This window comes from Auraticoccus monumenti, assembly GCF_900101785.1.
GTDB lineage: Bacteria > Actinomycetota > Actinomycetes > Propionibacteriales > Propionibacteriaceae > Auraticoccus > Auraticoccus monumenti.
In genome coordinates this window covers 1500032-1523644 of sequence record NZ_LT629688.1, presented here as the reverse complement: position 1 = coordinate 1523644, position 23613 = coordinate 1500032, and the positions used below count along the sequence as shown (strand labels likewise).

Below are 23613 nucleotides of genomic sequence, written 5' to 3'. Positions count from 1 at the left end.
GGGGACATGACCACACAGCTCATCCCGTTCCTGCACCCGGGCCCCGGCGGCCCGCCCTTCTTCCTCGGAGGCCTGATGTTCCTGCTGCTCACCACCGCCCTCGTCGGCGGCCTGCTCCTGCTGCTGGCCAGGCGCGGACGCCTCGGTCCGCCGCCGGCCTTCTTCCGCTCCCCCGAGCACGACGCCCGCACCACGCTGGCCAACCGGTTCGCCAACGGGGACATCTCCACCGAGGAGTTCCTGGAGCGTGCCTCCGTCCTCAACTGGACGCCGGGGGTCCACGACCCCGCCGATCCCAACCGCAGGCCGCCGAAGCGCTGACCCGCTACTCAGCCGGGGAGGCGGGTGACCAGGACCGGGCAGTGCGCGTACCGCACGCACTTGTCGCTGGTGGAACCCAGGACCATCCCGCGGAAGCCGCCCAGGCCCCGGCTGCCCACCACCAGCATCCGGACGTCGCGCGACGACTCGATCAGGGCCCGGGCCGGACCGGCGTGGTGGGCCCGGTGGCTGACCGTCACGTCGGGGAAGCGAGACACCAGCGGCTCGGCGTCGGACTCGAGCTCGGCGAGCACCGCGCCCGCGAACTCGTCCGCCGACGGCACGTAGCCGAACGTCCAGCCGGCCGGCCGTGGGGCGGTCACCATGGACCAGGCCCGGACGACGGTCAGCGGCGCACCCAGACCGGAGGCGACCTCCAGAGCCGTCTCCAGTGCGTGGTCGGCCTCGGCCGACCCGTCGTGGCCCACCACGACGGCCGCCGCCGGGGCCGGTTCGATGTCGTCGTCGTCGGGCTCGGGGAAGGCTCTCTCGTGGTCCACACCGCCACGCTGGGCCACCAGCCGCGCGATGTCCAGGGTCCTAGGTCCTGTCCTCGGGTCCGGTCCCTCCTGGTCGTCGCTGCCGCCCGGGGACGTCGCGCCGCCGGGCGGCACCGTAGACGGCGGCCTGGGTGCGACGCTGCATGCCCAGCTTGGCCAGCAGTCCGGAGACGTAGTTCTTGACCGTCTTCTCGGCCAGGAACAGCCGCTCGGCGATCTGCCGGTTGGTCAGCCCGTCCGCGATCAGGTCCAGGATCTGGCCCTCCCGCTCGGTGAGCTGGTCCTGGTCGGCGGTCTCGGCTGCCGGGGGGTGGCGCATCCGCTGCATCAGCTGCCGGGTCATGGCGGGGTCGATCAGGGACCGGCCCGCGGCGACGTGCCGGATGGCCTCGACCAGGGAGTTGCCCCGGATCTGCTTGAGCAGGTACCCGGCCGCACCGGCCATCACCGCCGAGAAGAGGGCCTCCTCGTCGTCGTAGGAGGTGAGCATCAGGCAGCGGGTCCCCGGGAGCGAGGACAGCACGTCGCGGCAGACGTCGATCCCCGAACCGTCGGGCAGCCTGACGTCGAGGATGGCGACCGCCGGCGCGCACGCCGGGATCCGCCGTCTGGCCTCCTCGGCGGTGCCCGCCTCCCCCACCACGACGATGCCCTCGGCCGAGGCGAGCAGGTCGTTGAGACCGCGACGGACCAGCTCGTGGTCGTCCAGGAGGAACACGGTGATCGGGGTGGCGCTCACGACGCCTCCTGCAGCGGGATGCGCCAGACCAGGGTGGCGCCACCGTCGGGGTTGTCCCGGAGGACGAGCTGACCCCCGAGCCGCTCGGCCCGCCACCGCAGGTTCTCCAGGCCGCTGTGGGGGCCGGCCTGTTCCCAGCCCACGCCGTCGTCGACGATCTTGACCTGGAGGCTCCGCTCGTCGGCGGAGACCTCGAGGGCGACCCGGCTCGCCGAGGCGTGCTTGACGGTGTTGCTGATGCCCTCGCGGACGACGGCGGTCAGGTCGCCCAGGTGCTCATCGGCCGCGGCCAACGGTCCCTTGAACCCGGTCGACAGCCGCAGGGCGGCTCCCTGGCTGGCCTCGGCCGCCGCGGCGGTCAGCCGCTCGCGGATGCTGGTGCGGTCCTCCGGCTCGTGGAGGTCGAAGATGGTGTCGCGGATCTGGCCGATGATGTCGTCCATCTGCTCGACCAGCTCTCCGAGACGCGGGCGCAGGACCGGGTCGGTCTCCTGGGCGGCGAGGCTCTGCAGGGTCAGTCCGGCGGCGAAGACGCGCTGGATGACGTGGTCGTGCAGGTCCCGGGCGATGCGGTCGCGCTCGTCCAGCACGTGGAGCCTCTCCCGGCTCTGACGGGCGGCGGCGACCTCGAGGGCCAGCGCGGCCTGGTTGGCGAACGTCTCCGCCATCTGCAGGCTGTCCCGGGAGAACGCCGGTCGTCCCTCCAGCCGGCCCACGACGATCGCTCCCTGCGCCTGGTGCTCACTCCGGAGGGGGAAGACCATCGCGGTCACGACGGGCAGCACCGCGGTGAGGTGGACCCAGGGCTCCTGGTCGGAGGCCTCGGGGCCGATCCGGTGGACGACGAGCCCCTGACCGGTGTCCATGGCCTGCTGGGCCAGGGACCCCGCCCGCGGGTAGCGGTGGCCGAGCAGCTCGTCCTGGCGCAGCCCGCTGGCCACCTGCACGCAGAGGTGGTCCGGTGGTGAGGGTCGCACGACGCTGACGACGTCGGCCTCGGCGAGGTGGCGCACCACGTCCGCGACCTGCTGCAGCACCTCGCCCTCGTCGCCCATCGCGACGATCTCGCGGCTGATCTCGGCCGAGGCGCGCATCCAGGACTGGCGCTGCACCGCCTGCTGGTAGACCCGGGCGTTGGCCACCGCGCTGCCGGCGGTGATGGCCAGGGCCTCGACGACCTGCTCGTCGGCGAGGGTGAACGGGCCGCCACCGCGGCGCTCGGTGAGGTAGAGGTTGCCCAGCACCTCGTCGTGGTGGCGCACGGGCACCCCCAGGAAGGTGCTCATCGGGGGGTGGCCGGGCGGGAAGCCGGCCGAGCGGTGGTCCTCGGACAGCCGTCCCAGCCGGATGACCTGCGGGTGGTCGACCAGCGCGCCGAGCAGCCCCCGGCCCCGCGGCAACGGGCCGATCGCGGCGACCGTGGCCTCGTCCATGCCGTCGTGCACGAACTGCTCGAGCCGTCCGTGCTCGTCGATGACGCCCAGCGCCGCGTAACGGGCCCCGGAGACCTGGCGGGCCACCCGCACCACCCGCACCAGGACGTCGGTGAGGGAGAGGTCCTCGACCAGGGCCCGCTGCGCCTCCAGCAGCTGAGCCAGGCGGTCCGGAGCGATCCCGTCGACCGGGGCGGCGGTCGGCGCCGTCGATGGTCCTGCAGCCGATGCCATGCCACGAGGGTAGGCCCGCACCGCTCTCCTCGCTGCCGACCCGGCGGCGCAGCGGCTAGCGCAGCCAGGGGCTGCGCTGCACGGCGGCGGTCTCGCTCCACCGCCGGCCCAGTCCCCAGGTCGCGCCGGCGCCGAGGAGGGCGAGGGCGATCAGGACCAGGGCGTAGACCAGGTGGTAGTCCAGCAGCGGGTTCGACGAGCCGCTGGGCTCGCCGCTGAGGCTGAGACGGGCAGGGGGCCACTCCGCGGCCCACATGGCGGCCATCATCAGGGTGCCTGCGACGGCGGTGACCCGCAGGCCGATGCCGAGGGTGAGAGCCACCCCGATGCCCAGCATCCCGAGCATGAAGAGCCAGTCCACCACGGCCGACCCGGCGAGGGCGTTGAAGAGACCGGCGAGCGGTCCCACCTCGGCGTTCCCCAGGAAGCCACTGGTCGGGGACCCGCCCCGGACCCACGCCCGCTCGGCGGACGTGGACCAGCCGAGGCCCGACAGCTTGTCGACGAAGGCCCACAGGAAGACCAGGCCCATCGTGATGCGCAGCACCGCGAGGGTGCGGCGGGCGGCGGGGGTGACGGTCGGGGTGGCGGGCGCGAGGCCCTCCTCGGCGTGGGTGGCGGCCCGGGGGGTCCGGGGCTCGTCGTGGTGGGCGTGGTGGGTGCTGGTGGTCATGGTGGTCGTCCTGTCTCGTGGGGTGGAGCGCGGTGCGGGGTTCGTCGGGGTGGCGGTCAGGACAGCTCGCCGCCGACGGGGCCGGGTCCGGCCGGCCCGGCGCTGAAGGCGCGGCCCGTCACGTGCTCGGCCCTGACCTCGACGAAGACGGTGTGCACGCCGACGCCCCACGGGCTCAGCTCGTCCACCGTCCACAGGTGCGCCAGCTCGGTGAGGTCGCTGATCCCGCGGCTGGTGCCCTGCAGCAGCACCGACCAGCCGGAGCGGCTCTCCTCGTCCAGCTGGTCGACCAGGACGGCGACGGGCTGCGGGTGCGCGAGACCGCCCAGGACGCTGTCGGGGGTGGTGCGGAAGACGACGGACTGGTCGTGGAAGCGGTAGCTGACGGGGTGGATGCGCAGTCCCCCGCGGCCGTTGAGCGCCACCCTGGCCAGGTGGTGCTGGGCCAGCAGCTCCTCGCACTGGAAGCGTCCCAGGGCGGTGCTGCGACGGCTGTCGGTCATCCTCGTCGCCTCCTCAGCGGTGGATCGGGTTCACGTCCCCAGCGTGTCGCCCCCAGCCACCTCCGAGCAGGGTCGTCGGGCCCCGGCAGAGGGGGCCCTTGGTCCCGACCGCTGCGGGACCTCCCGCACTGCACCCGCGCCCCGGGCACCTGCAGGGTGGGAGGACCAGCGACCCGGGAGGGAGAGGACGTGACCACCGCTCCCGTCGTCGTCGTCGGGTTCGACGACTCCCCCGCCGCAGCCGCGGCACTGGCCTGGGCCGCCGACTGGGCCCGCGTCACCGGAGGGTCGGTCCGGGCGCTGCACGCCCTCGCCCCCCGCCTGGTGGCCCCGCCGAACTGGTGCATCGGCGACGCCGGCCGGGCCGAGCACCACGGCCGCGACCTCGACGAGCCCTCCCAGCGCGAGCGCATCACCGCGCTGTTCGCCGCCACCGCCCCAGCGCCTCGGACGACGCTGGAGCTCACCGGCGCACCGGCAGGCGAGCGGCTCGTGGCGGCGAGCGCCTCCGCCGACCTCCTCGTCATCGGCACCCGCGGACGGCGGGGTGCCGCCCGGTTGCTCGAGGGCTCCACCAGCCACTACTGCCTCAGCCGCGCCCGCTGCCCCGTGGTGGCCGTGCCTGCGGGCTGACCCTGCGTCTGGGGACCTCAGGTACCCTTCTTGCTTGCAAGGGGAGTACTCCGACTCGGTCGGCTCGTCACTACGGGTGCGCATCGCACCCCGGGCCACCGGTCCCCGGTCAGCGGGGACGGGGAAGACCTTGACGCTGGTCCACGCACACCACGTCAGGAGCCCCTGTGAACACCACTCCGCTCGTCTGGGCCGTCACGATCGCGGTCACGATCGCCTTCTTCGTCTACGAGTTCTTCGCCCACGTCCGCCGGCCGCACGAGCCGAGCATCGGCGAGTCCGCCCGCTGGTCGGCCTTCTACATCGGTCTCGCGCTGGTCTTCGGCGTCGGCGTCGGCGTCGTCTCCGGCTGGACCTACGGCGGTGAGTACTTCGCCGGCTACCTGACCGAGAAGGCGCTGTCGATCGACAACCTCTTCGTCTTCCTGCTGGTGATGACCGCGTTCGCCGTGCCGAAGATCTACCAGCAGAAGGTGCTGATGATCGGCATCGTCATCGCGCTCGTGCTGCGCGGCGTCTTCATCGCCGTCGGCGCCGCGCTGATCGCGAACTTCTCCTGGATCTTCTACCTCTTCGGGGCGTTCCTGCTGGTGCTGGCCTACCAGCAGGCCCGCGGCAGCCACGACAGCAACCCCGCCGACGGCCGCTTCATGCGGGCCGTGCGCCGGGTGCTCCCCGTCACCGAGGAGTTCCACGGCGACCGGATGACCGTCCGGCTGGACGGCCGGCGGTTCGTGACCCCGCTGCTGCTGACCATCATCGCCATCGGCTTCGTCGACCTCGTCTTCGCCGTCGACTCCATCCCCGCGATCTACGGGCTGACCGACCAGGCCTACATCGTCTTCACCGCCAACGCCTTCGCCCTGATGGGTCTTCGCCAGCTGTACTTCCTGATCGGGGGCCTGCTCGAGCGCCTGGTCTACCTGGCGCAGGGTCTGGCGGTCATCCTCGCCTTCATCGGCGTGAAGCTGCTGCTGCACGCCCTCCACGTCAACGAGCTGGGCTTCGTCAACGGCGGCCAGCCGGTGCTGTGGGCCCCGGAGATCCCGATCTGGTTCTCGCTGCTGTTCATCGCCGCCACCATCACCGTGGCGACGCTCGCCAGCCTGCGGAGGACCCGTGGTGACCGCAGCAAGGAGCCGGTGGACCCCGCGGGCGACGCGCCGGACCCGGAGAAGCAGCTGTCCTGAGCTCCCGGCACCGGCGGCCGTGGCGCGGGAGTACCGACGGCCCACCTATCCTTGGACCGGGCCTGCGCGACTGGTGCAGCAGGTGCGCGGAGACGGGGAGGTTCGGTCATCGACCCCAGGGACAGCGCCCGACCGGGCACCGGGACGCCGGAGGCGGTGCGCGGCGACGCACCGCTGCGACCGGAGCGGCTGGTGGGCAGCAGCGAGGACCTCGAGCAGCTGAGGGTCGGGCTGGACGCCCTCTCCGGTCTCGCCGTCGGCCGACTCAGCCTGGAGGAGACCCTCACCGCGGTGGCCACCTTCGCGGTCCAGGCGATCCCGGGTGCGGACGGCGCCGGGCTGACGCTGCGCGAGGCCGACCGCGCCGACGTCGTCGTCGCCACCTCCGCCTTCGTCCGCGAGGTGGACGACGTCCAGCACGAGTTCGGGCACGGACCCTGTCTGACCGCCATGTCGGAGCAGCGGGTCGTCCGGATCGGCTCCCTGGGCAGCGACGAGCAGTGGCGCAGGTTCGGGTCCCGGGTGGCCCGGATGGGGGTGCACAGCGTGCTCGCCCTGCCGCTGGTGACCGCGGAGGGGGCGCTCGGAGCCCTCAACGTCTACGCGCACGCCAAGCAGGCCTTCGACGAGCGCGCCGCCCACCTGGGCCAGCTGTTCGCCGTCCCGGCCGCCGTGGCGGTGCAGAACGCGCAGGTGCTGGCCCGGGCGACCCGGCTCGCCGAGCAGCTGCAGCGCACCCTCGACGAGCGCAGCGGCGTCGAGCGCGCGGTCGGGATCATGATGGCCCGCAGCGGTCACGCCCGCGAGGACGCCCTGGACCGGCTGCGCAAGCTGAGCCAGGCCGGGCACGTCAAGATGTCGGTGATGGCCGAGCGGGTGGTCGACGAGGCCGTCCGGGCGGCCCGGGCCAGGAGACCCTGACCCCGGTCCTTGGAGGCCCCGGGTTAGACTGATCCCGTTGTCGCAACAACCGGCCTGGGGCCTGGTGGGCCGTTGACACGTTCGCCGCCCACCGACCTGCTATCCAGCAGCCGCCCAGATCTTCACGGGAACGACCGCGCAGATCGGCGTCCTCCTTTGTCTTCTTCCACTCTCGAGCGTCCGGCCCCCGGCCACGGCGCCAGCGACTTCACGTCCCTCACCCAGCGAGTCCGCGAGGCCGGCCTGATGCGCCGCCGCTACGGCTACTACTGGACCAAGCTCATCGGCGCCGTCGTGCTGACCGCCGCCTGGGTCGTGGGCTTCGTGCTCATCGGCGAGTCCTGGTGGCAGCTGCTCAACGCCGCCGTCCTCGCCGTCCTGATGACCCAGATCGCCTTCCTCGGCCACGACGCCGCGCACCGGCAGATCTTCAAGTCCGGGCGCTGGAACGACTGGACCAGCCTGGTGGTGGCCAACCTGCTCGTCGGCATCAGCTACGGCTGGTGGCAGAGCAAGCACACCAAGCACCACTCCGGTCCCAACAAGATCGGCACCGACCCCGACATCGACCTCCCCGTCCTGGCGCAGACGCCGGAGCAGGGTGACCGTCGCCGCCACCCGGTCAGCCGCTGGCTGCTGGCCCGCCAGGGCTGGTACTTCTTCCCGCTGCTGCTGCTCGAGGGCCTCTCGATGCACGTCGACGGCATCAAGCGCGTCATCAACCCGCGGCCGGTCCCCCGCCGTGGTGCCGAGATCGCCATGCTCGCCGTGCGTCTGGGCGGCTACCTCACCCTGGTCTTCCTGGTGCTGCCCCCCGGCATGGCCGCGGCCTTCCTCGGCGTCCAGCTCGCCCTCTTCGGCCTCTACATGGGTTCGGCCTTCGCGCCCAACCACATCGGCATGCCGCTCGTCTCCCCCAAGCTGCGGCTGGACTTCCTGCGCCGCCAGGTGCTGCTGAGCCGCAACATCTCCGGCGGACCGCTGATGTCGGTCTTCCTGGGCGGGCTCAACTACCAGATCGAGCACCACCTGTTCCCCTCGATGGCCCGACCGCACCTGCGTCGTGTGCAGGCCATGGTGGTCGAGCACTGCGCCGAGGTGGGGGTCCCCTACACCCAGGTCTCGCTGCTGTCGGCGTACCGCACCGTGGTCAGCCACCTCAACACCGTCGGCCTGAAGGACCGGGACCCGTTCCTGTGCCCGCTGGTCGCCGCCCGGCGCACCCCCGGTCTCGCTGAGACCTCGCCTGCGCTGGCGATGGCGCGGCACTGAGCCGTAGCGGCCCCGACAGGGCCCGACGGCGCGGCACCACCGCGTCGGCGGGCCCTGTCCTACGCTGAGCCCCGGCGGGACGACCCGCCCCGGGCTGAGGAGCACCAGATGAGGGTTGGACCAGGAATCGCACTGCTGGCACTGGGGGCCATCCTGGCCTTCGCCGTCAGCGACAACTTCAGCGGCGTCGACCTGACGACCATCGGCTACATCCTGATGGGCGCGGGGGTGCTGGGCATCATCCTCGGGCTCGTGCTCACCGCCAACGCCAACCGCGGCGTCCGCAGCAGCACCACCCGCCGCGTCGTCGACGACGGCACCACCCCCCCGCGCGAAGAGGTCACCCGCCGCGAGGTCGACTGATCCCGGAGGCACCCGGCCCGCCGAGCGACGTGGCAGGCTGACCGGGTGCCGTCCTGGGTGTTCTGGCTGGTCGTCGTGGCCATCGCCGGCGTCGCCGTCATCGTGGTCGGCGCCCTCCGCGACCGCCACGTCACCGAGGCCCGCCGCCGCGAGCTGACCAGCCCGCCGGACCGTGCCGTCCCGGGTCCCGGCGGGGACGCCGTCCCGCACTACCTCACCGACCTCGACGCCGGACGTCCGCCGGCCGACGCCGCACCGACCGACCTGAGCCCCGCCGAGCGCGCCACCCTGGAGCGGGAGCTGCGCACCGCGACCGAGGTCCCGGTCGGCACCGCCGCCCCCGGGTTCGTCACCGACACCGCCACCGGCCGGGCCGTGCTGGACCACCCCCGGGTCCTCGTCTGCAGGGACCCCGTCACCAGCCTCCGCGCGCTGCTGGCTTTCCTGGAGCCCTCCCTGCGCGAGCAGCGCCCCTGCGTCGTGGTGGCCCCGGAGGTGCACCGCGACGTGCTGCGGACGCTGGAGGTCAACCGGCTGCAGCGACGGCTCCCCGTGCTGGTCCTGGTCGCCGACGGGACCAGCCGGGCCGCACTCAGCGCCGCCACCGGCGCCGAGCCGGTTCCCGCGGCAGACCTGCAGTCAGGGTGGATCCCGCCGGGCGCGGTGGGCACCTGCGCGCGCCTGGTCAGCGACCGCCGCCGCAGCTGGGTGGTCGGCGCGGTCGACACCACGTGACCGCGGGCCCCGCCGATACCATCGACCGCGTGAGCGACGACCCGGACGACCGCTGGCCCCGTTCCGTCTTCGGCGTCGGCGAGGAGCCCGACCCCCGCTTCACCTTCGCCAACGAGCGCACGTTCCTGGCCTGGATCCGTACCGGGCTGGGCTTCCTCACCGCCGGGGTCGCCCTCGTCACCGTCTCCTCCCTCGTCCCCGGCCGGGAGTGGCAGACGCACCTCGCCGCAGGGGTGCTGATCGTCTGCGGGGTCCTCTGCGGGGTCTCGGGCCTGCTCCGCTGGATGGGCAACGAGAAGGCCCTCCGGCTGGACCGGCGGCTGCCGTCCTCGCGCACCATGCCCCTGCTCACCGGCGCGCTCGTCCTGGTGGCGCTGCTGGCCGTCGTGCTGCTGCTGCCGTGAGCACCCTGTTCGACCGGGGGGCGCAGAACGAGCGCACCCGGCTGGCCTGGCAGCGGACCCTGCTCTCGCTGGTGCTCTGCGCCCTGGTGGTGGCCCGGCTGGTCACCACCAGGGCGCTGCTGCCGGGGCTCGCGGTCGCCGGGGTGGCGCTGGTGCTGGCGGGCGGGCTGGCCGTGCTGACCCGGCGGCGCTACCGGGCCGCGGAGTCGGCCCTGCGCGGCTCCACCGCCCTCCCGGACGGCCGGGCGGCGCTGCTGCTGACCCTGCTGGTGGTGACGGTCGCCGCCGGTGCCGCCGTCCTGCTGGTCACCTGGGGCTGAGCGCCGGGCCTCAGGCCCAGCCGAGCTCGTGCAGCCGGGCGTCGTCGATGCCGAAGTGGTGGGCGATCTCGTGCACGACGGTGATGCCGACCTCCTCCACCACCTCCTCGTGGGTCTCGCAGATGGCCAGCGTCGGGTTCATGAAGACCACCACCCGGTCCGGGAGGACCGCCCCGTAGCCCGTGTCGCGCTCGGTGAGCGGGACGCCGTCGTAGAGCCCGAGCAGCCCCGGCTCCTCGGCGGGGGCGTCGTCCTCCACCACGAAGACGCAGTTGTCGACCAGGGCGGCCAGCTCGGCCGGCACCCGGGCGAGCGCCTCCTCCACCAGCCGGTCGAACTCCTCGCGCTCCATCGTCACCACACCCGCACCCTATCGAGGCCCTGAATATCATTGGTGTAGTTCTTAGGAAGAAAGCGGCGTGTCAACTTGCACCGGAGGTTGAGGGTTATTGCACGACCTGAGAGCACGCCAATAGTGTCCGCAGAAATCGGTGGTCTGCAGGGAATGACGAGGTGGGGCGTGCAAGCGCTGCCACCGGGGAAGCGTCGAAGGTCCTGCTGATCCACATCCCACGATCGACGGCTTGGGAAGGTCGTCGGGGAGGACACACAACGGTGAACAGCGCCCTGAAACGCATGGGCGGGGTGGCGGCATCCCTCGTGATGACCGCCGGCCTCGTCTCCGGGATCTCGGTGGTGGTGAGCAGCACCGCAGAGGCCCGCACCACCATGGTCACCGCGACCACCAGCGTGAACGTGCGCTCCGGTCCCGGGACGAGGTACCGCGTGGTCGGCGCGCTCGGCACCGGGCAGAGCCTGCCGGTGAAGGGTCAGGCCGAGGACGGCTGGACCCAGGTCGGCTTCGCCGGCACCACCGCCTGGGTCTCCTCCCGCTACGTCGTGGCCGGCGGCGGTGACGACGCCGCCGCGGACGCCAAGGCGTCCAGGGGCTGGCGCTACGGCACCACCGCGCTCAACGTCCGCACCGGACCGTCGCTGTCGGCCGCGGTGGTCACGGTGGCGGCCAAGGGCTACGGCTTCCAGGTCACCGGCGAGACCCGTGGCGGCTACACCGAGGTCAACTTCAAGGGCAAGGTCCGCTGGGTCACCTCCCAGTACCTCACCGAGAAGAAGCCGGGCAGCGGGTCGTCGGCCCCCGCGAGGACGGAGTGGCGCTACGGCACCGTCCCGCTCAACGTCCGCACCGGACCGAGCAGCAGCGCCCGCGTGGTCGACGTCGCCGGCACCGGCTACGGCTTCGAGCTCCACGGCACCACCCGCGACGGGTTCGCCGAGGTCACCTTCAAGGGCAGCACCCGGTGGGTGTCGGCGAGGTACCTGTCGAAGACCGAGCCCACCACGAGCAAGCCGGCGGCCGGCAAGCCCCAGGGCAAGGAGGAGTGGCGCTACGGCACCGTGGCCCTCAACATCCGCACGGGTCCCAGCCTCAGCGCGTCCGTGATCGACGTGGCCGTCCGCGGCTACGGCTTCACGACCGACGGGACCACCAGGTCAGGCTTCACCGAGGTGACCTTCAAGGGCAAGAAGCGCTGGGTCTCGGCCCGGTACCTGACGTCGAAGAAGCCGGCCGGGGCCACCTCGCCGGCGCCCTCGGACAAGCTGCCCGAGGTGGTCGGTCACAAGTACGCCACCACCGCGCTGGACATCCGCAGCGCCTCGAGGAACTCGACCACCTACTCCGAGGTGCCGCGTGGCACCAAGCTGGCGGTGACCGGGAAGGTCGAGAACGGACGCGCCCAGATCATCCACAACGGGGCCGTCCGCTGGGTGACCGCCCAGTACCTGTCGAGCACCAGGCCCGGCACCGGTGCCGGCGGCAGCGGCGGCGGGAGCAGCAGCGGCCTCTCGGGCCTGACCTCCAACTCGACGTACCTGCTGGCCCGCCTCCAGGCCCGCTACCCCCAGGTGAGCACCTACTACGGCGTCCGGGCCGACCCGATCCCGGACCACCCGTCCGGCCGGGCCCTGGACGCCATGCTGCCGAGCTACTCCTCGGCCTCGGGCCGGGCGCTCGGGTGGGACATGGCGGAGTGGATCAAGGACAACGCCCGCGAGCTGAACGTGGAGTACATCATCTACGACCAGCGCATCTGGAACGTCCGCCGTGCCGGCGAGGGGTGGCGCTACATGGCCGACCGCGGCTCAGACAACGCCAACCACAAGAACCACGTGCACATCACCACCCTGCGCTGAGCCCCGGCTCCGCACCCTGCGGCCCGCGTCCCCGACCTCCCGTCGGGGTCGCGGGCCGCGGCGTTTTCGGTAGGGTGGGGTCCACCGGGTCCCCATCGTCTAGCGGCCCAGGACCCCGCCCTTTCAAGGCGGTAGCGCGGGTTCGAATCCCGTTGGGGATGCTCAGCCCACCGTCCCGGTCCTCCGGGCGGTGTGGCATGCTCCGCACCTGGGTGCGGCAGCGCGACCGCACCCGTGCGAGACGGGAGGACGCGGTGGTCGACGAGCTGCTGGACCGTGGTGACGGGCACGAGCTGCCCGAGGACCTGCCCCTCGCCCCGCTCCGCGGCCGCGCGCCGGCCGGGCACCGCTGGGAGACCTCGGAGCTGCAGCTCCAGGACACCTACCTCGACACCCCCTCCGGCCACCTAGCCCAGCACGAGCTGACGCTGCGTCTCCGCGCGGACGGTCCGGACGCGGGCTGGCACCTGGAGGTGCCCCACGCGGACGGCCGCGCCGACATCGCGGACCCCTCGACGTCGGAGCAGCCACCCCGGACCCTCCGGGCCCTGGTGGTCGGCGCGCAGGCCGGTGAGCAGCTCTCCCCCGTGGCCCGGGTCGGCGTCACGCGCACCACCCACCGCCTCCGGGCCGCCGACGGCACGCTGCTGCTCGAGCTGGCCGACGACCGTGTCAGCGCCGTCACCCTGGGTCGGGAGAGCCGGGTCAGCAGCTGGCGCGAGGTCACCCTGCGACCCGCCTCCGAGGGAGGCGCCAAGCCGGCCCGGCGCATCGCCAAGCGGCTGCAGGCCGCGGGCGAGACCCTCGGCACGTCGACCAGCCGGCTGCAGCGGGCGCTCGGCGGTGCCGCCCCGGCGAGCGCCCCCGACGAGCTCGACACCGTCGGCGCGCTGGCCTGGGCCTACCTGGCCGACCAGTGCCGCGAGATCGCCCGCTGCGACATCGGGCTGCGTCGCGACGAGCCGCTGGTGCACAAGTACCGGGTGGCGATCCGCCGGCTGCGCAGCACCCTGCGGGTCTTCGACGCGCTCTTCGACCCCGACGAGATCGCGGTGCTGGAGGCCGAGCTGGTCTGGTTCGCCGGCCTGCTCGGCGAGGTGCGGGACCGCGACGTGCTGCAGGAGCGGCTGGCCGCCAAGATCGCCGAGCTCCCCGCCGAGGTCGTCCTCGGGCCGGTCGCCGCGTTCGTGGAGAGCACGCTCTCCTCCGAGCGGGCCGAGCACTGGGAGCGGGCCGTCGAGGCCATGTCCGGCGACCGCTACCAGACCCTGCTGCGGTTGCTGCTGCGGTGGCGGACGCTGCCGCCCCTGACCGCCGTGGCGGGCGATCCGGCCGAGGCCGTGGACGGCTACCTGCGCCGCGCGGAGAAGAAGGTGACGACGCGGCTGGCCGAGGCGGGTGGCGACGTCGAGGCCCTGCACCGCGCCCGCAAGGCCGCCAAGCGCCACCGCTACGCCGCCGAGCTGGCCGCCCAGGCGGGGAGCAAGCAGGCCACCCGCACCATCAAGGACACCACCCGGCTGCAGACCCTGCTGGGTGAGCACCAGGACAGCGCGGTCAGCGCCGCGTTCCTCCGCCGGCTGGGAGCCGCGGCCGGCGCCGACGGCGGTCAGAACGGCTTCACCTACGGCTACCTGATGGCCCGCGAGGAGGAGCTGGCCCGCCGGATCCGGGCCGAGGCGGAGCGACGCTGGGGCCGCAAGGAGCGCTGAGGACGCGGTCAGAGGCGGCTCACCAGCTCACGGGCCAGCGCGGTCCCCGACACCCAGGCCGCCTCGACCCGGGGCTTGTCGGACCAGGCGTCCCCGCAGAACCCGACCAGGCCGTCGGACAGGTGGAAGGAACGTCCGTGCCCGCCGGTGGGACGGGCGAAGGTCCAGCGGTGCACCGAGGTGGTCTCCGGGGCGACGTCGGTCCCGACCACGCGGGCCAGGGTCCGCAGCATCGCCGGTGCGGCGTCGTCGGGGGTGTCCAGGTGCTCACGGGCCAGCGCGGGGGTGGAGTGGGCGACCAGCACCGGGGCGCCGTCACCGCGGCGGCGGCCGTCGTCGGCCACCCACGACAGCACCGGGTCGTCGTTGACGAAGACGCCGTCCAGCTCCGCCCAGACCCGCTCGCCCCACCAGGCGGTGAGCGCGAGGACCGGCTCGGAGTCGACGTCCAGCAGCTCGCGCTCGGCGGACAGGGACGGGCCGAGGAGGCGGCGGGCCTGCGGGTCGGGCATGGCCAGCACCACGGCCGAGGCGTCCAGGCCGGCCACGTGCCGACCGCCGTCCACCTGCTCGACGGTGACCTGGCGGACGTCCAGGCCCTCGGCCAGGTCCTCCACCAGCGAGCGCAGGCCGCGACCCGCCGCCCACCGGACGGGTCCGCTGCGCCGGCTGCGACCGTCGGGGGCGTCGACGTCGAAGGTGTCGGTCCAGGGGTGGGCGAGGCCCCGCCGCTCCCAGTCGGTGACCACGGCCTCGAAGCCGGGGTCGGAGACGGTGAGGTAGGAGGCCCCGATGTCGACCGGACGGCCGTCGGTGCGCCGGGAGGCCATCCGACCCCCGACCCGCCGGCCCCGGTCGAGCACCACCACCGGCACGCCTTCCCGGGAGAGCTCTCGGGCGGCGGAGAGTCCAGCCAGCCCGGCACCGACGACGACCACGGGATCCATGCCGCCACTCTGCCACCCGACCCCTGGTGCATCCGCGCCGAGACCCTGGCGGGAACTCCTTCCGACCCACCCCGACGACGACCAGGGAGTTCGTGTGCGCACGCGACGAGTCGCACCACCCCCCGGCCGCCCGGTCGCGGGTCCGTGCCGACGTCCTGGCGCGTCGGCGGGCCCCTGCGGGCGCGGTGTTGCCCGCAGCGGTAACGTCGTGCCGACGACCGACCCGCTGGGCGGCTAGGTCGATGTCCACACCGACCCTTGTCCCGACGCGCACCCGAGGAGGCCTGCTGGTGGCGACCGCCTCGCCGGACGACGTCTCCGACGCCGAGGTCGCCGCTGCGTTCGTCCAGGGCGACGAGGCGGCCCTCGCGACGGTGTACCGGCGCTGGTCCGCCCTCGTGCACAGCATGGCGCTGCGCTCGCTGGGAGACCGGGGCGAGGCCGAGGACGTCACCCAGAAGGTGTTTGTGGCGGCCTGGCAGAGCCGGGCGCGCTACCGTCCCGAGCTGGCGGGGATGGGTTCGTGGCTGGTGGGGATCACCCGGCACAAGGTGGCTGACGCCCACGACGCCCGGAGCCGCCGGCTCCGGATCCAGCAGCAGGCGGCCGGGATGCTCGACGAGCCCGAGCCCGCCAGCCTCACCCAGGACACGGTGGAGCGGCTGGTGATGGCCGACGAGATCGCCCAGCTCCCCGAGGTCCCGGCCAAGGTGCTGCGGATGGCGTTCTACGACGACCTGACCCACGTGCAGATCGCGGAGCGGCTGAACCTGCCGTTGGGTACGGTGAAGGCGCACATCCGCCGCAGTCTGGTGAAGCTCCGACGCCGGATGGAGGTGGGCGACGATGCACCTGCCGGCTGACCTGCTGGCCCTGCTCGCCCTCGGCGAGGACGCGGGCTCCAGCGACGACCTCCGTCACCTCTCCGAGTGCCCCGAGTGCCGGTCCGAGCTGTCCGAGCTGCGGCGCGTGGTCGCCGTGGGACGCTCGCTGGACCCCGACGGCGAGCTGGTCCCCCCTGCTCCCGAGGTGTGGGACCGCGTGCTCGCGGTCACCGTCGGTGGCGCCTCCGGTGCTGGAACCACCGCCGAGTCCGCCGCTGGTGAGGAGGGCGAGCCTGCTGAGCCGCCAGCGGACGAGACCCCTCGCCGCTACGCCGACTACCTACGTCCTGCCCCCGAGCAGCAGGGGCCTGGCTCGACCCGTCCCGGGACCCCGGGTGGGGCCACGCCGCTCCGGCCAGACCGGGCTCCGGTCCGTCGGCGACCCGTGCTCGCGCTGCTGGCTGCCGCCGTCGCCCTCGTGGTCGGCATCGGCCTCGGACTGGGCTGGGACCGGATCACCGCGCCCGCGGTGCGCGAGGTCGCACGCACCGAGCTGTCCCCGGTCGGGCCGCTGCCCGCCCAGGGCGTCGCCCGGCTGGTGGAGGGTGAGGACGGCCAGCGCGAGCTGCGGGTCGACCTGGACGAGCCGGCTGACGTGGACGGCGAGCTCCAGGTCTGGCTGATCGCCCCCGACCTCAGCGAGATGACCAAGCTCGGCACCCTGGTCGGGGCCGAGGGCCGCTGGCTGGTGCCGCCTGACGTCGACGTGACGCGGTGGCCGCTGGTCGACGTGTCGATCGAGCCCCGGTCGGACGGTGATGCCGCGCACTCGGGCAACTCCCTGGTCCGCGGCGAGCTCCCCGCCTGAGCTGGTTCCGCTTCCTGGCTGGCTGACCTCAGTCGGAGCCAAGGCGTGCCGGACCTCCCGCTGGTGCTGCGGTCCGCGAACCTCCTCGACGCAGGCGACGCTGTGCGAAGGGGTGAACGCCAGCGGCGTGCTCATCGGCCCTCGAGTCGCTGCTGCACCGACCCCGGCTGACGCAGGGGCGGCCGCGGCCGGACCGAGGAGATGCGGCTGGTGTCGCCGACCACCGCAGGGCTCCTTTCGCCACGGACCGAGCCGCAGCGCCGAAACTGTCAGACCCGGTCCGTAGCGTCGGGGTCATGGAGCTCACCGCTGCGCCACCCCTCGAGGAGGGGTGCGATGTCCCCCACCTCGGCCGGCTGGCGCACGCCCGCCGGGCTGCGGCGCAGGCCGAGTTCGCGCTCTGGGCCGCGATGCTGGACCACCGCGACGAGGCCCGGGCCGCGCTCCAGGCCACCGAGCCCTCACGCCACCGCGCCGCCACCGGCCTCGGCTCCACGGTCCTCGACATCGCGCAGACCCTGGCCGTCTCAGAGCTCAGCGTCGAGGTCATCCTCTCCACCGCCGACACCGTCCGACGCTCCCTCCCCGCCCTGTGGCGGGCCTTCAGCCTGGGGGCGGTCGACGCCCACCGGGTGCGGACCATCCACTCGGTGCTCACCACCGCCCACACCGACACCCTCATCGGCCTCCTGGACACCCGGGCCGTGGACTACGCCGCCACCCACACCCCCGCCGAGCTGCGGGCCTGGCTGAAGCGGCTCCGGGCCCGGATCGAACCCGACCAGAGCACCGCCGAGGCCGAGACCGCCAGGGACCGTCGACGGGTCGAGATCGTCCACGTCGACCACGCGATGAGCTGGATCAACGCCTACGTCCCCACCACCATCGCGGTCGCGATCGAGAAGCGGCTCGCCACCGCCGCCCGCGCCCTGCCCGAGATCGACCCCGACACCGGCGAGCTCGACCAGCGCACCCAGGACCAGAAGCGCGCCGACCTGATCTGCCACTGGCTGACCAGCTGCGAGGGCACTCAGACCACCGTCCGCGCCGAGGTCGCCATCAGCATCGACGCCCGCGACCTCATCGGCCTCACCGATGGACCCGGAGCGGTCCGCGGCCACGGGATCCCGGTCCCGGCCGCCTGGGTCCGCGAGCTCGCCACCCAGGAGACCACCCTGTTCCGCCGCCTGGTCCTGGACGCGTCCGGTCAGGTGCTGGACACCACCAGCCTCGGCTACCAGCCACCCGGTGCGCTACGACAGGCGTTGCAGTGGCGCGACGGACGCTGCCGGGTCGCCGGCTGCCAGGTCCCCGCCGACCGCACCGACCTCGACCACCACCACCCCTGGGAACGAGGCGGACCCACCAACGCGGGCAACCTGCGCTCCCTCTGCAGGCGGCACCACCGGATGAAGTCCCACGGCCACCTCACCGCACACCACTACCGACCACCCGACACCTACCGAGAACGCGTCCTCGACCAGACCTCGGTCGAGATCGACCTCGTACACCTCCAAGCCGCCTGATCGGGCGCCCCGGAACACGGTCTGCGGCTATCCGAGCGCGCTCTGAGCATGGACCACGTATGCACCCGGGGTGTCGAAGGCCCCAGATCGCCGGAGAGCGAGTACGGGACCCGCCGCCCCGGCACTCGGCAGCATCCCGACCACGATGGTCCGTCCCGGCGCCTGGCTGGACCCGCGCCCGCGGCCGCACGCATCCTGGCCAGACCTCGGTCGAGATCGACGTCGCGCACCTCCACGCCGCCTGACAACGTGCCCCCAGGACGACGCCCACGTCGACCGACCTCCGAACCGGACCCTCGACCCGGCCCTGACCTGCGTCCGGCCCCCGCCCTCCAGCCCCGAGACACGCCAGAGCCCCCGTGCGCTGCACGAGGGCTCTGGGTGGGTGCTGACGACGTCACCCTGCGGTGACCCTGGATCAGCGGTAGATGAGGTGGCGACGCCGGCGCGCGGTGAAGTCGGCGGTCTCCCGGCGCCAGGCGGCGACCACCGTGGCGGCCGACGCCCCGGCGTCGATCTGGGTCCGCAACCGGGGCGAGCCGGTGAGCTTGTCGATCCAGAAGGGGCGGGCGGTGTCCCAGGAGTCCTGGCGCCAGCGGAACTCCGGGTAGAGCTGCTTGAGGCCGACCAGCATCTCCACCGCGACCCGGATGGCGTCCAGGGCCTCGGGGTCGGTGATGTGCACCTGCACACCACCGTTCACCACGCCGGCGTTCTTGCTGATCAGCGGGTTGAAGTAGGCCTCCCGGAACAGCACGCCGGGCAGGTTGCGCCCGGTCAGCCACTCGGCCCATCGGTAGTCGACGTAGGGTGCGCCGATCAGCTCGAACGGTCGCGTCGTGCCGCGTCCCTCCGACAGGTTGGTGCCCTCGAACAGGCAGGTGCCGATGTAGAGCAGCGCGGTGTCGGGGGTGGGGACGTTCGGGCTGGGCATCACCCACAGCAGACCGGTGTCCGCCCACAGCATGTCGCGCCGCCAGCCCTCCATCTCCACCACCGTCAGGTCCTGCACGGTGCCGCCGTCGCGGGGCAGGTAGTCGGCGTTGAAGAGGCGCGCCAGCTCGCCGACGGTCATCCCGTGGGCCTGGATGATCTCCTCCGCACCGACGCCCGAGGTGTACTCCGGGGTCATCATCGGACCACGGGCGGTCCCGCCGATCGGGTTGGGCCGGTCCAGCACGGTGAAGGCGAGACCCTCACGGGCGGCCGCCAGCATCGCCGTGTACATCGACCAGATGTAGGTGTAGAACCGGGCCCCGACGTCCTGGATGTCGAAGACGACGACCTCCACCCCCGACGTCCGGTACATGGCGGCGAGCGAGGTGGCGGTGGCGCCGTAGGCGTCGTAGACCATGATCCCGGTGCGTGGGTCCTCGGTGTCGCCCTCGGACTCCCCCGCCTGGGCGGAGCCACGGAAGCCGTGCTCGGGCCCGAAGACCGCGACCACGTCGACGTTGCCGGAGTCGTGCATCTCGTCCACGATGCTCCGGCCGTTCTGCAGGACCCCGGTCGGGTTGGTGAAGACCCCCACCTTGCGGCCGGCGAGGCCCTTCCAGCCGTCGGCGGCCAGCACGTCGGCGCCGGTCCGCACCGAGGCCTCCCGCACCTCCGCCCGGGCGGGAGCGGCAGCCCCCATCGCGGCGAGCGGGACGGCCACGGTGGCGGCGCCCGCCCCGGCGAGCAGGGTGCGTCGGTCGAGTCCGGTCATGGTTCTCCTCAGTCGTGGGGGTGGGTCAGTAGCCGAGGCCGGACCCGAACGGGTACAGCACGGTGCCGGGGTCGGCAGCGGTCGGGATGTCGACGGGCAGCTTCCCCGACGGCTCCACCTCACCGGTCAGCACCCGGGCCAGCGAGGGCACCGACACGGGGCTGTAGGAGTAGGTGGTCAGGTAGGTGTCGGTCCCGGGCAGGGCGGCGATGTCGTAGGGGTTGCGGACCGCGACCACCACCACCGGCGTCCCGGTGGCCTGGAGCTCGGCGACGAGCCGCTGCTGGGCCGTCGAGGTGCTGGCGTTGTTGGTCAGCACCACGACCGCGTCCGACGTCCTCGCCGCGGCGACCGCACCCGCGATGCGGGTGGCGTTCGGGGCCGTCCCCGTCTCCAGAGCCGTGGCGGTGGCGCCCCGGGCCCGGAGCTCGGTGGCCAGCGTCGCGGTGGTGCTGACGCCCCAGCCGGTGACCAGGACGTCCTGACCGCCCACCGCCATCGGCAGCACGGACGCGTCGTTCTCCAGCAGGGTGTGGGTGCCGTCGGTGATCCGGGCGGCCTCGGCCAGGTGGTCGGCCGGGCCCACCGCGGTGGCCACGGCGGCCTCGTCGACCATCGGGTCCAGCACGGTGCCGTTGGTGCACTTGAGCTGCAGCACCCTCTTCACCTTGGTGGCCAGGTCACCCTCACGCAGGCGCCCGCTCCCGACGGCGTCGATCACCGCGGGGTAGGCCTCACGGAGGTCGGAGGACATCAGCAGCTGGTCCGCCCCGGCCTCCAGCGCCCGGACGGCGATCTCGCCGTCGTCGAACATGTCGCGGACGCCGGCCATCTGCAGCGAGTCGGTGACGATGACGCCCTCGTAGCCCATCTCCTCGCGGAGCAGGTCGGTCAGGATCGGCTTGCTGAGCGTGGCGGGGACCCCGGAGTCGTCGAGAGCCGGCATCACCAGGTGCGCGGTCATGATCATGTCCGCGCCGGCCTCGATGGCGGCGTCGAACGGGGGCCGGTCCAGCGTCTCCCACTGCTCACGGGTGTGGGTGATCAGCGGCAGACCGGTGTGGGAGTCGGTGGCGGTGTCGCCGTGCCCGGGGAAGTGCTTGGCCGAGGAGGCGATGCCCGCGTCGTCCTGGTAGCCCGCGATCTGGGCGGCCACGAAGTCGGCAGCCAGCTGCGGGTCGGAGGAGAAGGAGCGGACGCCGATCACCGGGTTGGCCGGGTTCACATTCACGTCGGCGTCGGGGGCGAAGTTCACGTTGACGCCCATCGCGGCCAGCTCCTCCCCCGTGATCTCGGCGGCGGTGCGCGCGTCCTCGGTGCTGCGGGTGGCGGCCACGGCCATCGAGCCCGGGAACTGGGTGGCCGGCGGACCGATCCGGGTGACGATGCCCTGCTCCTGGTCGATCGCGACCTGGAGCGGGATGTCGAAGCGGTCGGTCTCCAGCGCTGCCTCCTGCAGCCCGTTGGACAGCCCGGCGACCTGCGGCGGTCCGCCGGCCACGGAGTCGGTCCAGGCGAAGTAGATGGCGCCGCCCAGGTGGTACTTCTGGACGACCTCGGCGGGGGTCTCCAGCCCGTAGAACTCGACGTTCTTCGGGTGGGCGGTGGTCGCGGTGGCGCCGTAGAGCTCCTGGATGAAGAGCTGGCCGACCTTCTCCTCCAGCGTCATCCGCTTGCTGACCGCCTGGGCCCAGGCCCGGCAGGTGCGCTCGGTGACGACGCCGCGCTTGCGCAGGTCCTCGGTCGGGTTGGGCCCGGCCGCGTCGGCGCCCGGCACGGCCACCGTGCCGAGGGCCAGCACCCCCGCGGCGGCACCGGCCAGGGCGACCAGCCGGCGACGCCGGCCGGAGGTGGACCCGCGGGCGGGGCCCGGGGTGGGGGTCGGTCGGTCAGCACGCGACATGTGCGCCTCCATGGCAGCAGATCGTCGTCGCCGTCTGGGGTGGGCGACGCCGAAGGTGGTGGTCCTTCCTTCGATCCTCACCCACCCCCGGCCCCACCGCAAGGGGTCGCGCCGGATGCGTGCCTCGAACTTACGACACGTATCTTTCGATCCGTGCCAGCGGGTGCTGGTCGCCACCCTCCTGGACGTGTCCCGGTGGCGTCGTCGGTGGACCGATCAGCGCCCATCGTCGGGTGGGCCGACCGGACCGGTCGCCGAGCACGGAGAAGATGCGTTCCACGTCGTCGGGGTCAGGGGGTGGGTAGCCGACTAGCGCTCCACCGGGATGCCGTGCTCCTCCAGCCAGGCGACCACGGCATCCTGCTCGGTGCGCGCCCGTTCGTTGAGGATGTCCTGGTCGGCCCCGAACAGGAGGACCTGGAAGGTGTCCCCCCGGGAGTCCTCGATGGTCGGGTCCGCTCCGGCCTGCAGCAGCGTCAGCGCGTCGCCGAAGGCGTTCACCGCGCAGGCCGCGAAGAGCGGTGTCTGACCCTGCACGTCCCGGGCGTCGAGGTTCGCGCCCCGGGCCAGCAGCAGCGGGAGGGTGGGGTCGCCACCGTGCACGCATCGAAGGAGCAGCGTCCGTCCGGTCGAGTCCACCACCTCGATGTCGGCGCCGAGGTCGAGCAGGAGCTGGACCTGCTCCACCCCGCCCTCGGCGTGGGCGGCCATCAGCGGGGGGCGGCGGAACCAGCCGGGCAGCTCGAGGTCGGTCCCCGCCACGGCCAGGGCGCGTACCGAGCCGGGCTGGCGGTACCGCAGCGCCCAGTCCCAGAGGCTGACCCCGTCCAGCCCCCTCGACCCCGGATCCACACCGGACCCCACCAGCTCCGCGATCCTCGCGGTCTCACCACCCTGCACCGCCGTGGCGAGCTCCACCACGCCGGAGTCGGGGAAGCACTCCTCCGCACGGGGTCGGGACCGCTTGAACCCCGTCGGGGGGGAGAAGTCGAACAGGCTGCCCTGGGGGGCGCAGCCCAGCACCGGGGCCACCGCCCCCACCATCACCGCTCCCAGCAGGGTCCGTCGTCGCACCCGACCAGTGCAGCACGTGAGGGGGGTCAGGTGGGCTCAGCAGGCGGGGACGGTCTCGGCCTCCGACGTGGAGGTGCTCTCGTACTCCCCGATCGCCGCGACCTTGGCCGCCGAGGCGCTGCTCTCGTCGAAGGTGTAGGTCAACCACTCCCGGGCCAGCCGACGGGCCAGCTCCAGCCCGACCACGCGCTGCCCGAAGCACAGCACCTGGGCGTTGTTGGAGAGCACCGCGCGCTCGACCGAGAACGGGTCGTGGGCCGTCACGGCCCGGATCCCCGGCACCTTGTTGGCCGCGATGGCCACCCCCAGACCGGTGCCGCACACCAGCAGCGCCCGGTCGGCCTGCCCGTCGGCCACCATCCGGGCCGCCGCCACCGCGATGTGCGGGTAGGCGGTGTCGCCGTCGGCGTCCACGCCCACGTCGAGCACCTCGCTCACCAGCGAGGCGGCCTCCAGGTCGCCCTTGAGCACCTCCTTGTAGTCGAACCCGGCCTCGTCGCTGCCGACCACCACACGCATCCCCATGTCGTCCCTCTCCTCGGCCCGTCCCCGGGCCACTCATGACGCCCGCGGGTGCGGACGTCGGTCACTCCTGC

The 23613-nt window shown here is 73.1% G+C and carries 25 protein-coding genes and 1 tRNA gene; 15 read left to right on the top strand and 11 right to left on the bottom strand.

All coding sequences use genetic code 11. The annotated features are described in order from the left end of the window. The first annotated feature begins 6 nt into the window (after nt 1-6). Nucleotides 7-321: an SHOCT domain-containing protein gene (locus BLT52_RS06995; protein ID WP_090596419.1), complete on the top strand. Its 315-nt coding sequence runs from the start codon at nt 7-9 to the stop codon at nt 319-321. Between the two features lie 8 nt (nt 322-329). On the opposite strand, the gene BLT52_RS06990 is transcribed toward BLT52_RS06995, so the two are convergent. Genes BLT52_RS06990 through BLT52_RS06970 form a run of 5 tightly spaced genes read right to left on the bottom strand, consistent with a single transcriptional unit; the run spans nt 330 to nt 4403 of the window. Further along, nucleotides 330-821, bottom strand: a complete 492-nt coding sequence (locus tag BLT52_RS06990) for a universal stress protein (RefSeq protein ID WP_231946541.1) — start codon at nt 819-821, stop codon at nt 330-332. A gap of 40 nt (nt 822-861) precedes the next feature. Beyond that, complete coding sequence (locus BLT52_RS06985; RefSeq protein WP_090591882.1) at nt 862-1560, bottom strand: response regulator; 699 nt, start codon at nt 1558-1560, stop codon at nt 862-864. Beyond that, nucleotides 1557-3227: a GAF domain-containing sensor histidine kinase gene (locus BLT52_RS06980; protein WP_090591879.1), complete on the bottom strand. Its 1671-nt coding sequence runs from the start codon at nt 3225-3227 to the stop codon at nt 1557-1559. Before BLT52_RS06980 ends, BLT52_RS06985 begins: the two co-directional genes overlap by 4 nt. 55 nt (nt 3228-3282) lie before the next feature. Further along, nucleotides 3283-3900, bottom strand: coding sequence for a hypothetical protein (locus BLT52_RS06975; RefSeq protein ID WP_090591878.1), 618 nt, complete (start codon nt 3898-3900; stop codon nt 3283-3285). Nucleotides 3901-3956: 56 nt separating this feature from the next. After that, nucleotides 3957-4403 carry a pyridoxamine 5'-phosphate oxidase family protein gene (locus BLT52_RS06970; protein ID WP_090591876.1) on the bottom strand — a complete coding sequence of 149 codons (447 nt, stop codon included), beginning with the start codon at nt 4401-4403 and terminating at the stop codon, nt 3957-3959. Between the two features lie 189 nt (nt 4404-4592). Between BLT52_RS06970 and BLT52_RS20770 the strand changes: the two genes are divergently transcribed. The 8 genes from BLT52_RS20770 (at nt 4593) to BLT52_RS20755 (ending at nt 10241) form a co-directional block, all read left to right on the top strand. After that, entirely contained in the window at nt 4593-5036 is a 444-nt protein-coding gene (locus BLT52_RS20770; RefSeq protein WP_157677019.1) for a universal stress protein, read from the top strand. 167 nt (nt 5037-5203) lie between these two features. Continuing rightward, complete coding sequence (locus BLT52_RS06960) at nt 5204-6226, top strand: TerC family protein (RefSeq protein WP_090591875.1); 1023 nt, start codon at nt 5204-5206, stop codon at nt 6224-6226. A gap of 156 nt (nt 6227-6382) precedes the next feature. Then, nucleotides 6383-7147, top strand: coding sequence for a GAF and ANTAR domain-containing protein (locus BLT52_RS06955; RefSeq protein ID WP_197679232.1), 765 nt, complete (start codon nt 6383-6385; stop codon nt 7145-7147). A 156-nt stretch (nt 7148-7303) separates the two neighbouring features. Beyond that, complete coding sequence (locus BLT52_RS06950; protein WP_231946540.1) at nt 7304-8419, top strand: fatty acid desaturase family protein; 1116 nt, start codon at nt 7304-7306, stop codon at nt 8417-8419. Between the two features lie 108 nt (nt 8420-8527). Next, entirely contained in the window at nt 8528-8782 is a 255-nt protein-coding gene (locus BLT52_RS06945) for a DUF6458 family protein (RefSeq protein ID WP_090591870.1), read from the top strand. Nucleotides 8783-8827: 45 nt separating this feature from the next. Beyond that, nucleotides 8828-9517, top strand: a complete 690-nt coding sequence (locus BLT52_RS20765) for a hypothetical protein (protein WP_157677018.1) — start codon at nt 8828-8830, stop codon at nt 9515-9517. 29 nt (nt 9518-9546) lie between these two features. Continuing rightward, entirely contained in the window at nt 9547-9921 is a 375-nt protein-coding gene (locus BLT52_RS20760) for a YidH family protein (protein WP_157677017.1), read from the top strand. Continuing rightward, on the top strand, nt 9918-10241 hold the full coding sequence (locus BLT52_RS20755) for a DUF202 domain-containing protein (protein ID WP_157677016.1): 324 nt from the start codon (nt 9918-9920) through the stop codon (nt 10239-10241). Before BLT52_RS20760 ends, BLT52_RS20755 begins: the two co-directional genes overlap by 4 nt. 10 nt (nt 10242-10251) lie before the next feature. On the opposite strand, the gene BLT52_RS06930 is transcribed toward BLT52_RS20755, so the two are convergent. Then, nucleotides 10252-10593, bottom strand: coding sequence for a metallopeptidase family protein (locus tag BLT52_RS06930; RefSeq protein ID WP_090596413.1), 342 nt, complete (start codon nt 10591-10593; stop codon nt 10252-10254). 263 nt (nt 10594-10856) lie between these two features. On the opposite strand from BLT52_RS06930, the gene BLT52_RS06925 reads away from it, so the two are divergent. The 3 genes from BLT52_RS06925 to BLT52_RS06915 all read left to right on the top strand — a co-directional run bounded on the left by BLT52_RS06925 (nt 10857) and on the right by BLT52_RS06915 (nt 14167). Then, a complete protein-coding gene (locus BLT52_RS06925; protein WP_157677015.1) occupies nt 10857-12455 on the top strand; it encodes an SH3 domain-containing protein in 1599 nt (532 codons plus the stop codon). 88 nt (nt 12456-12543) lie between these two features. Next, nucleotides 12544-12616: transfer RNA gene (locus tag BLT52_RS06920), tRNA-Glu, on the top strand. Between the two features lie 36 nt (nt 12617-12652). Then, nucleotides 12653-14167: a CYTH and CHAD domain-containing protein gene (locus BLT52_RS06915; RefSeq protein WP_172804000.1), complete on the top strand. Its 1515-nt coding sequence runs from the start codon at nt 12653-12655 to the stop codon at nt 14165-14167. A gap of 8 nt (nt 14168-14175) precedes the next feature. Here BLT52_RS06915 and BLT52_RS06910 read toward each other — a convergent pair whose 3' ends face one another. Continuing rightward, on the bottom strand, nt 14176-15114 hold the full coding sequence (locus BLT52_RS06910) for an NAD(P)/FAD-dependent oxidoreductase (protein WP_197679231.1): 939 nt from the start codon (nt 15112-15114) through the stop codon (nt 14176-14178). A 290-nt stretch (nt 15115-15404) separates the two neighbouring features. Between BLT52_RS06910 and BLT52_RS06905 the strand changes: the two genes are divergently transcribed. From BLT52_RS06905 to BLT52_RS06895, 3 genes are all read left to right on the top strand, one after another. Continuing rightward, complete coding sequence (locus BLT52_RS06905; protein ID WP_197679230.1) at nt 15405-15977, top strand: sigma-70 family RNA polymerase sigma factor; 573 nt, start codon at nt 15405-15407, stop codon at nt 15975-15977. Next, complete coding sequence (locus BLT52_RS06900) at nt 15961-16806, top strand: anti-sigma factor domain-containing protein (RefSeq protein ID WP_090591856.1); 846 nt, start codon at nt 15961-15963, stop codon at nt 16804-16806. Before BLT52_RS06905 ends, BLT52_RS06900 begins: the two co-directional genes overlap by 17 nt. A 296-nt stretch (nt 16807-17102) precedes the next feature. Beyond that, nucleotides 17103-18332, top strand: a complete 1230-nt coding sequence (locus BLT52_RS06895) for an HNH endonuclease (RefSeq protein ID WP_090591854.1) — start codon at nt 17103-17105, stop codon at nt 18330-18332. A 418-nt stretch (nt 18333-18750) separates the two neighbouring features. Here BLT52_RS06895 and BLT52_RS06890 read toward each other — a convergent pair whose 3' ends face one another. The 4 genes from BLT52_RS06890 to BLT52_RS06875 all read right to left on the bottom strand — a co-directional run bounded on the left by BLT52_RS06890 (nt 18751) and on the right by BLT52_RS06875 (nt 23542). Continuing rightward, complete coding sequence (locus BLT52_RS06890; RefSeq protein ID WP_090591852.1) at nt 18751-20040, bottom strand: exo-beta-N-acetylmuramidase NamZ family protein; 1290 nt, start codon at nt 20038-20040, stop codon at nt 18751-18753. A 25-nt stretch (nt 20041-20065) separates the two neighbouring features. Then, complete coding sequence (locus BLT52_RS06885) at nt 20066-21943, bottom strand: glycoside hydrolase family 3 protein (RefSeq protein ID WP_090596410.1); 1878 nt, start codon at nt 21941-21943, stop codon at nt 20066-20068. A gap of 309 nt (nt 21944-22252) precedes the next feature. After that, nucleotides 22253-23017 carry an ankyrin repeat domain-containing protein gene (locus BLT52_RS06880; protein ID WP_090591849.1) on the bottom strand — a complete coding sequence of 255 codons (765 nt, stop codon included), beginning with the start codon at nt 23015-23017 and terminating at the stop codon, nt 22253-22255. 36 nt (nt 23018-23053) lie between these two features. Then, a complete protein-coding gene (locus tag BLT52_RS06875; RefSeq protein WP_090591847.1) occupies nt 23054-23542 on the bottom strand; it encodes a ribose-5-phosphate isomerase in 489 nt (162 codons plus the stop codon). Nucleotides 23543-23613 lie beyond the last annotated feature (71 nt).

What these genes read in the sequence shown, in the direction of transcription:
- BLT52_RS06995 (WP_090596419.1), top strand. Translation starts at nt 7, where the DNA reads ATGACCACACAGCTCATCCCGTTCCTGCACCCGGGCCCCGGCGGCCCG.
- BLT52_RS06980 (WP_090591879.1), bottom strand. Translation starts at nt 3,227, where the DNA reads ATGGCATCGGCTGCAGGACCATCGACGGCGCCGACCGCCGCCCCGGTC.
- BLT52_RS06975 (WP_090591878.1), bottom strand. Translation starts at nt 3,900, where the DNA reads ATGACCACCAGCACCCACCACGCCCACCACGACGAGCCCCGGACCCCC.
- BLT52_RS06970 (WP_090591876.1), bottom strand. Translation starts at nt 4,403, where the DNA reads ATGACCGACAGCCGTCGCAGCACCGCCCTGGGACGCTTCCAGTGCGAG.
- BLT52_RS06945 (WP_090591870.1), top strand. Translation starts at nt 8,528, where the DNA reads ATGAGGGTTGGACCAGGAATCGCACTGCTGGCACTGGGGGCCATCCTG.
- BLT52_RS06930 (WP_090596413.1), bottom strand. Translation starts at nt 10,593, where the DNA reads ATGGAGCGCGAGGAGTTCGACCGGCTGGTGGAGGAGGCGCTCGCCCGG.
- BLT52_RS06915 (WP_172804000.1), top strand. Translation starts at nt 12,653, where the DNA reads ATGCTCCGCACCTGGGTGCGGCAGCGCGACCGCACCCGTGCGAGACGG.
- BLT52_RS06910 (WP_197679231.1), bottom strand. Translation starts at nt 15,114, where the DNA reads ATGGATCCCGTGGTCGTCGTCGGTGCCGGGCTGGCTGGACTCTCCGCC.
- BLT52_RS06900 (WP_090591856.1), top strand. Translation starts at nt 15,961, where the DNA reads ATGCACCTGCCGGCTGACCTGCTGGCCCTGCTCGCCCTCGGCGAGGAC.
- BLT52_RS06895 (WP_090591854.1), top strand. Translation starts at nt 17,103, where the DNA reads ATGGAGCTCACCGCTGCGCCACCCCTCGAGGAGGGGTGCGATGTCCCC.
- BLT52_RS06890 (WP_090591852.1), bottom strand. Translation starts at nt 20,040, where the DNA reads ATGACCGGACTCGACCGACGCACCCTGCTCGCCGGGGCGGGCGCCGCC.
- BLT52_RS06885 (WP_090596410.1), bottom strand. Translation starts at nt 21,943, where the DNA reads ATGTCGCGTGCTGACCGACCGACCCCCACCCCGGGCCCCGCCCGCGGG.
- BLT52_RS06875 (WP_090591847.1), bottom strand. Translation starts at nt 23,542, where the DNA reads ATGGGGATGCGTGTGGTGGTCGGCAGCGACGAGGCCGGGTTCGACTAC.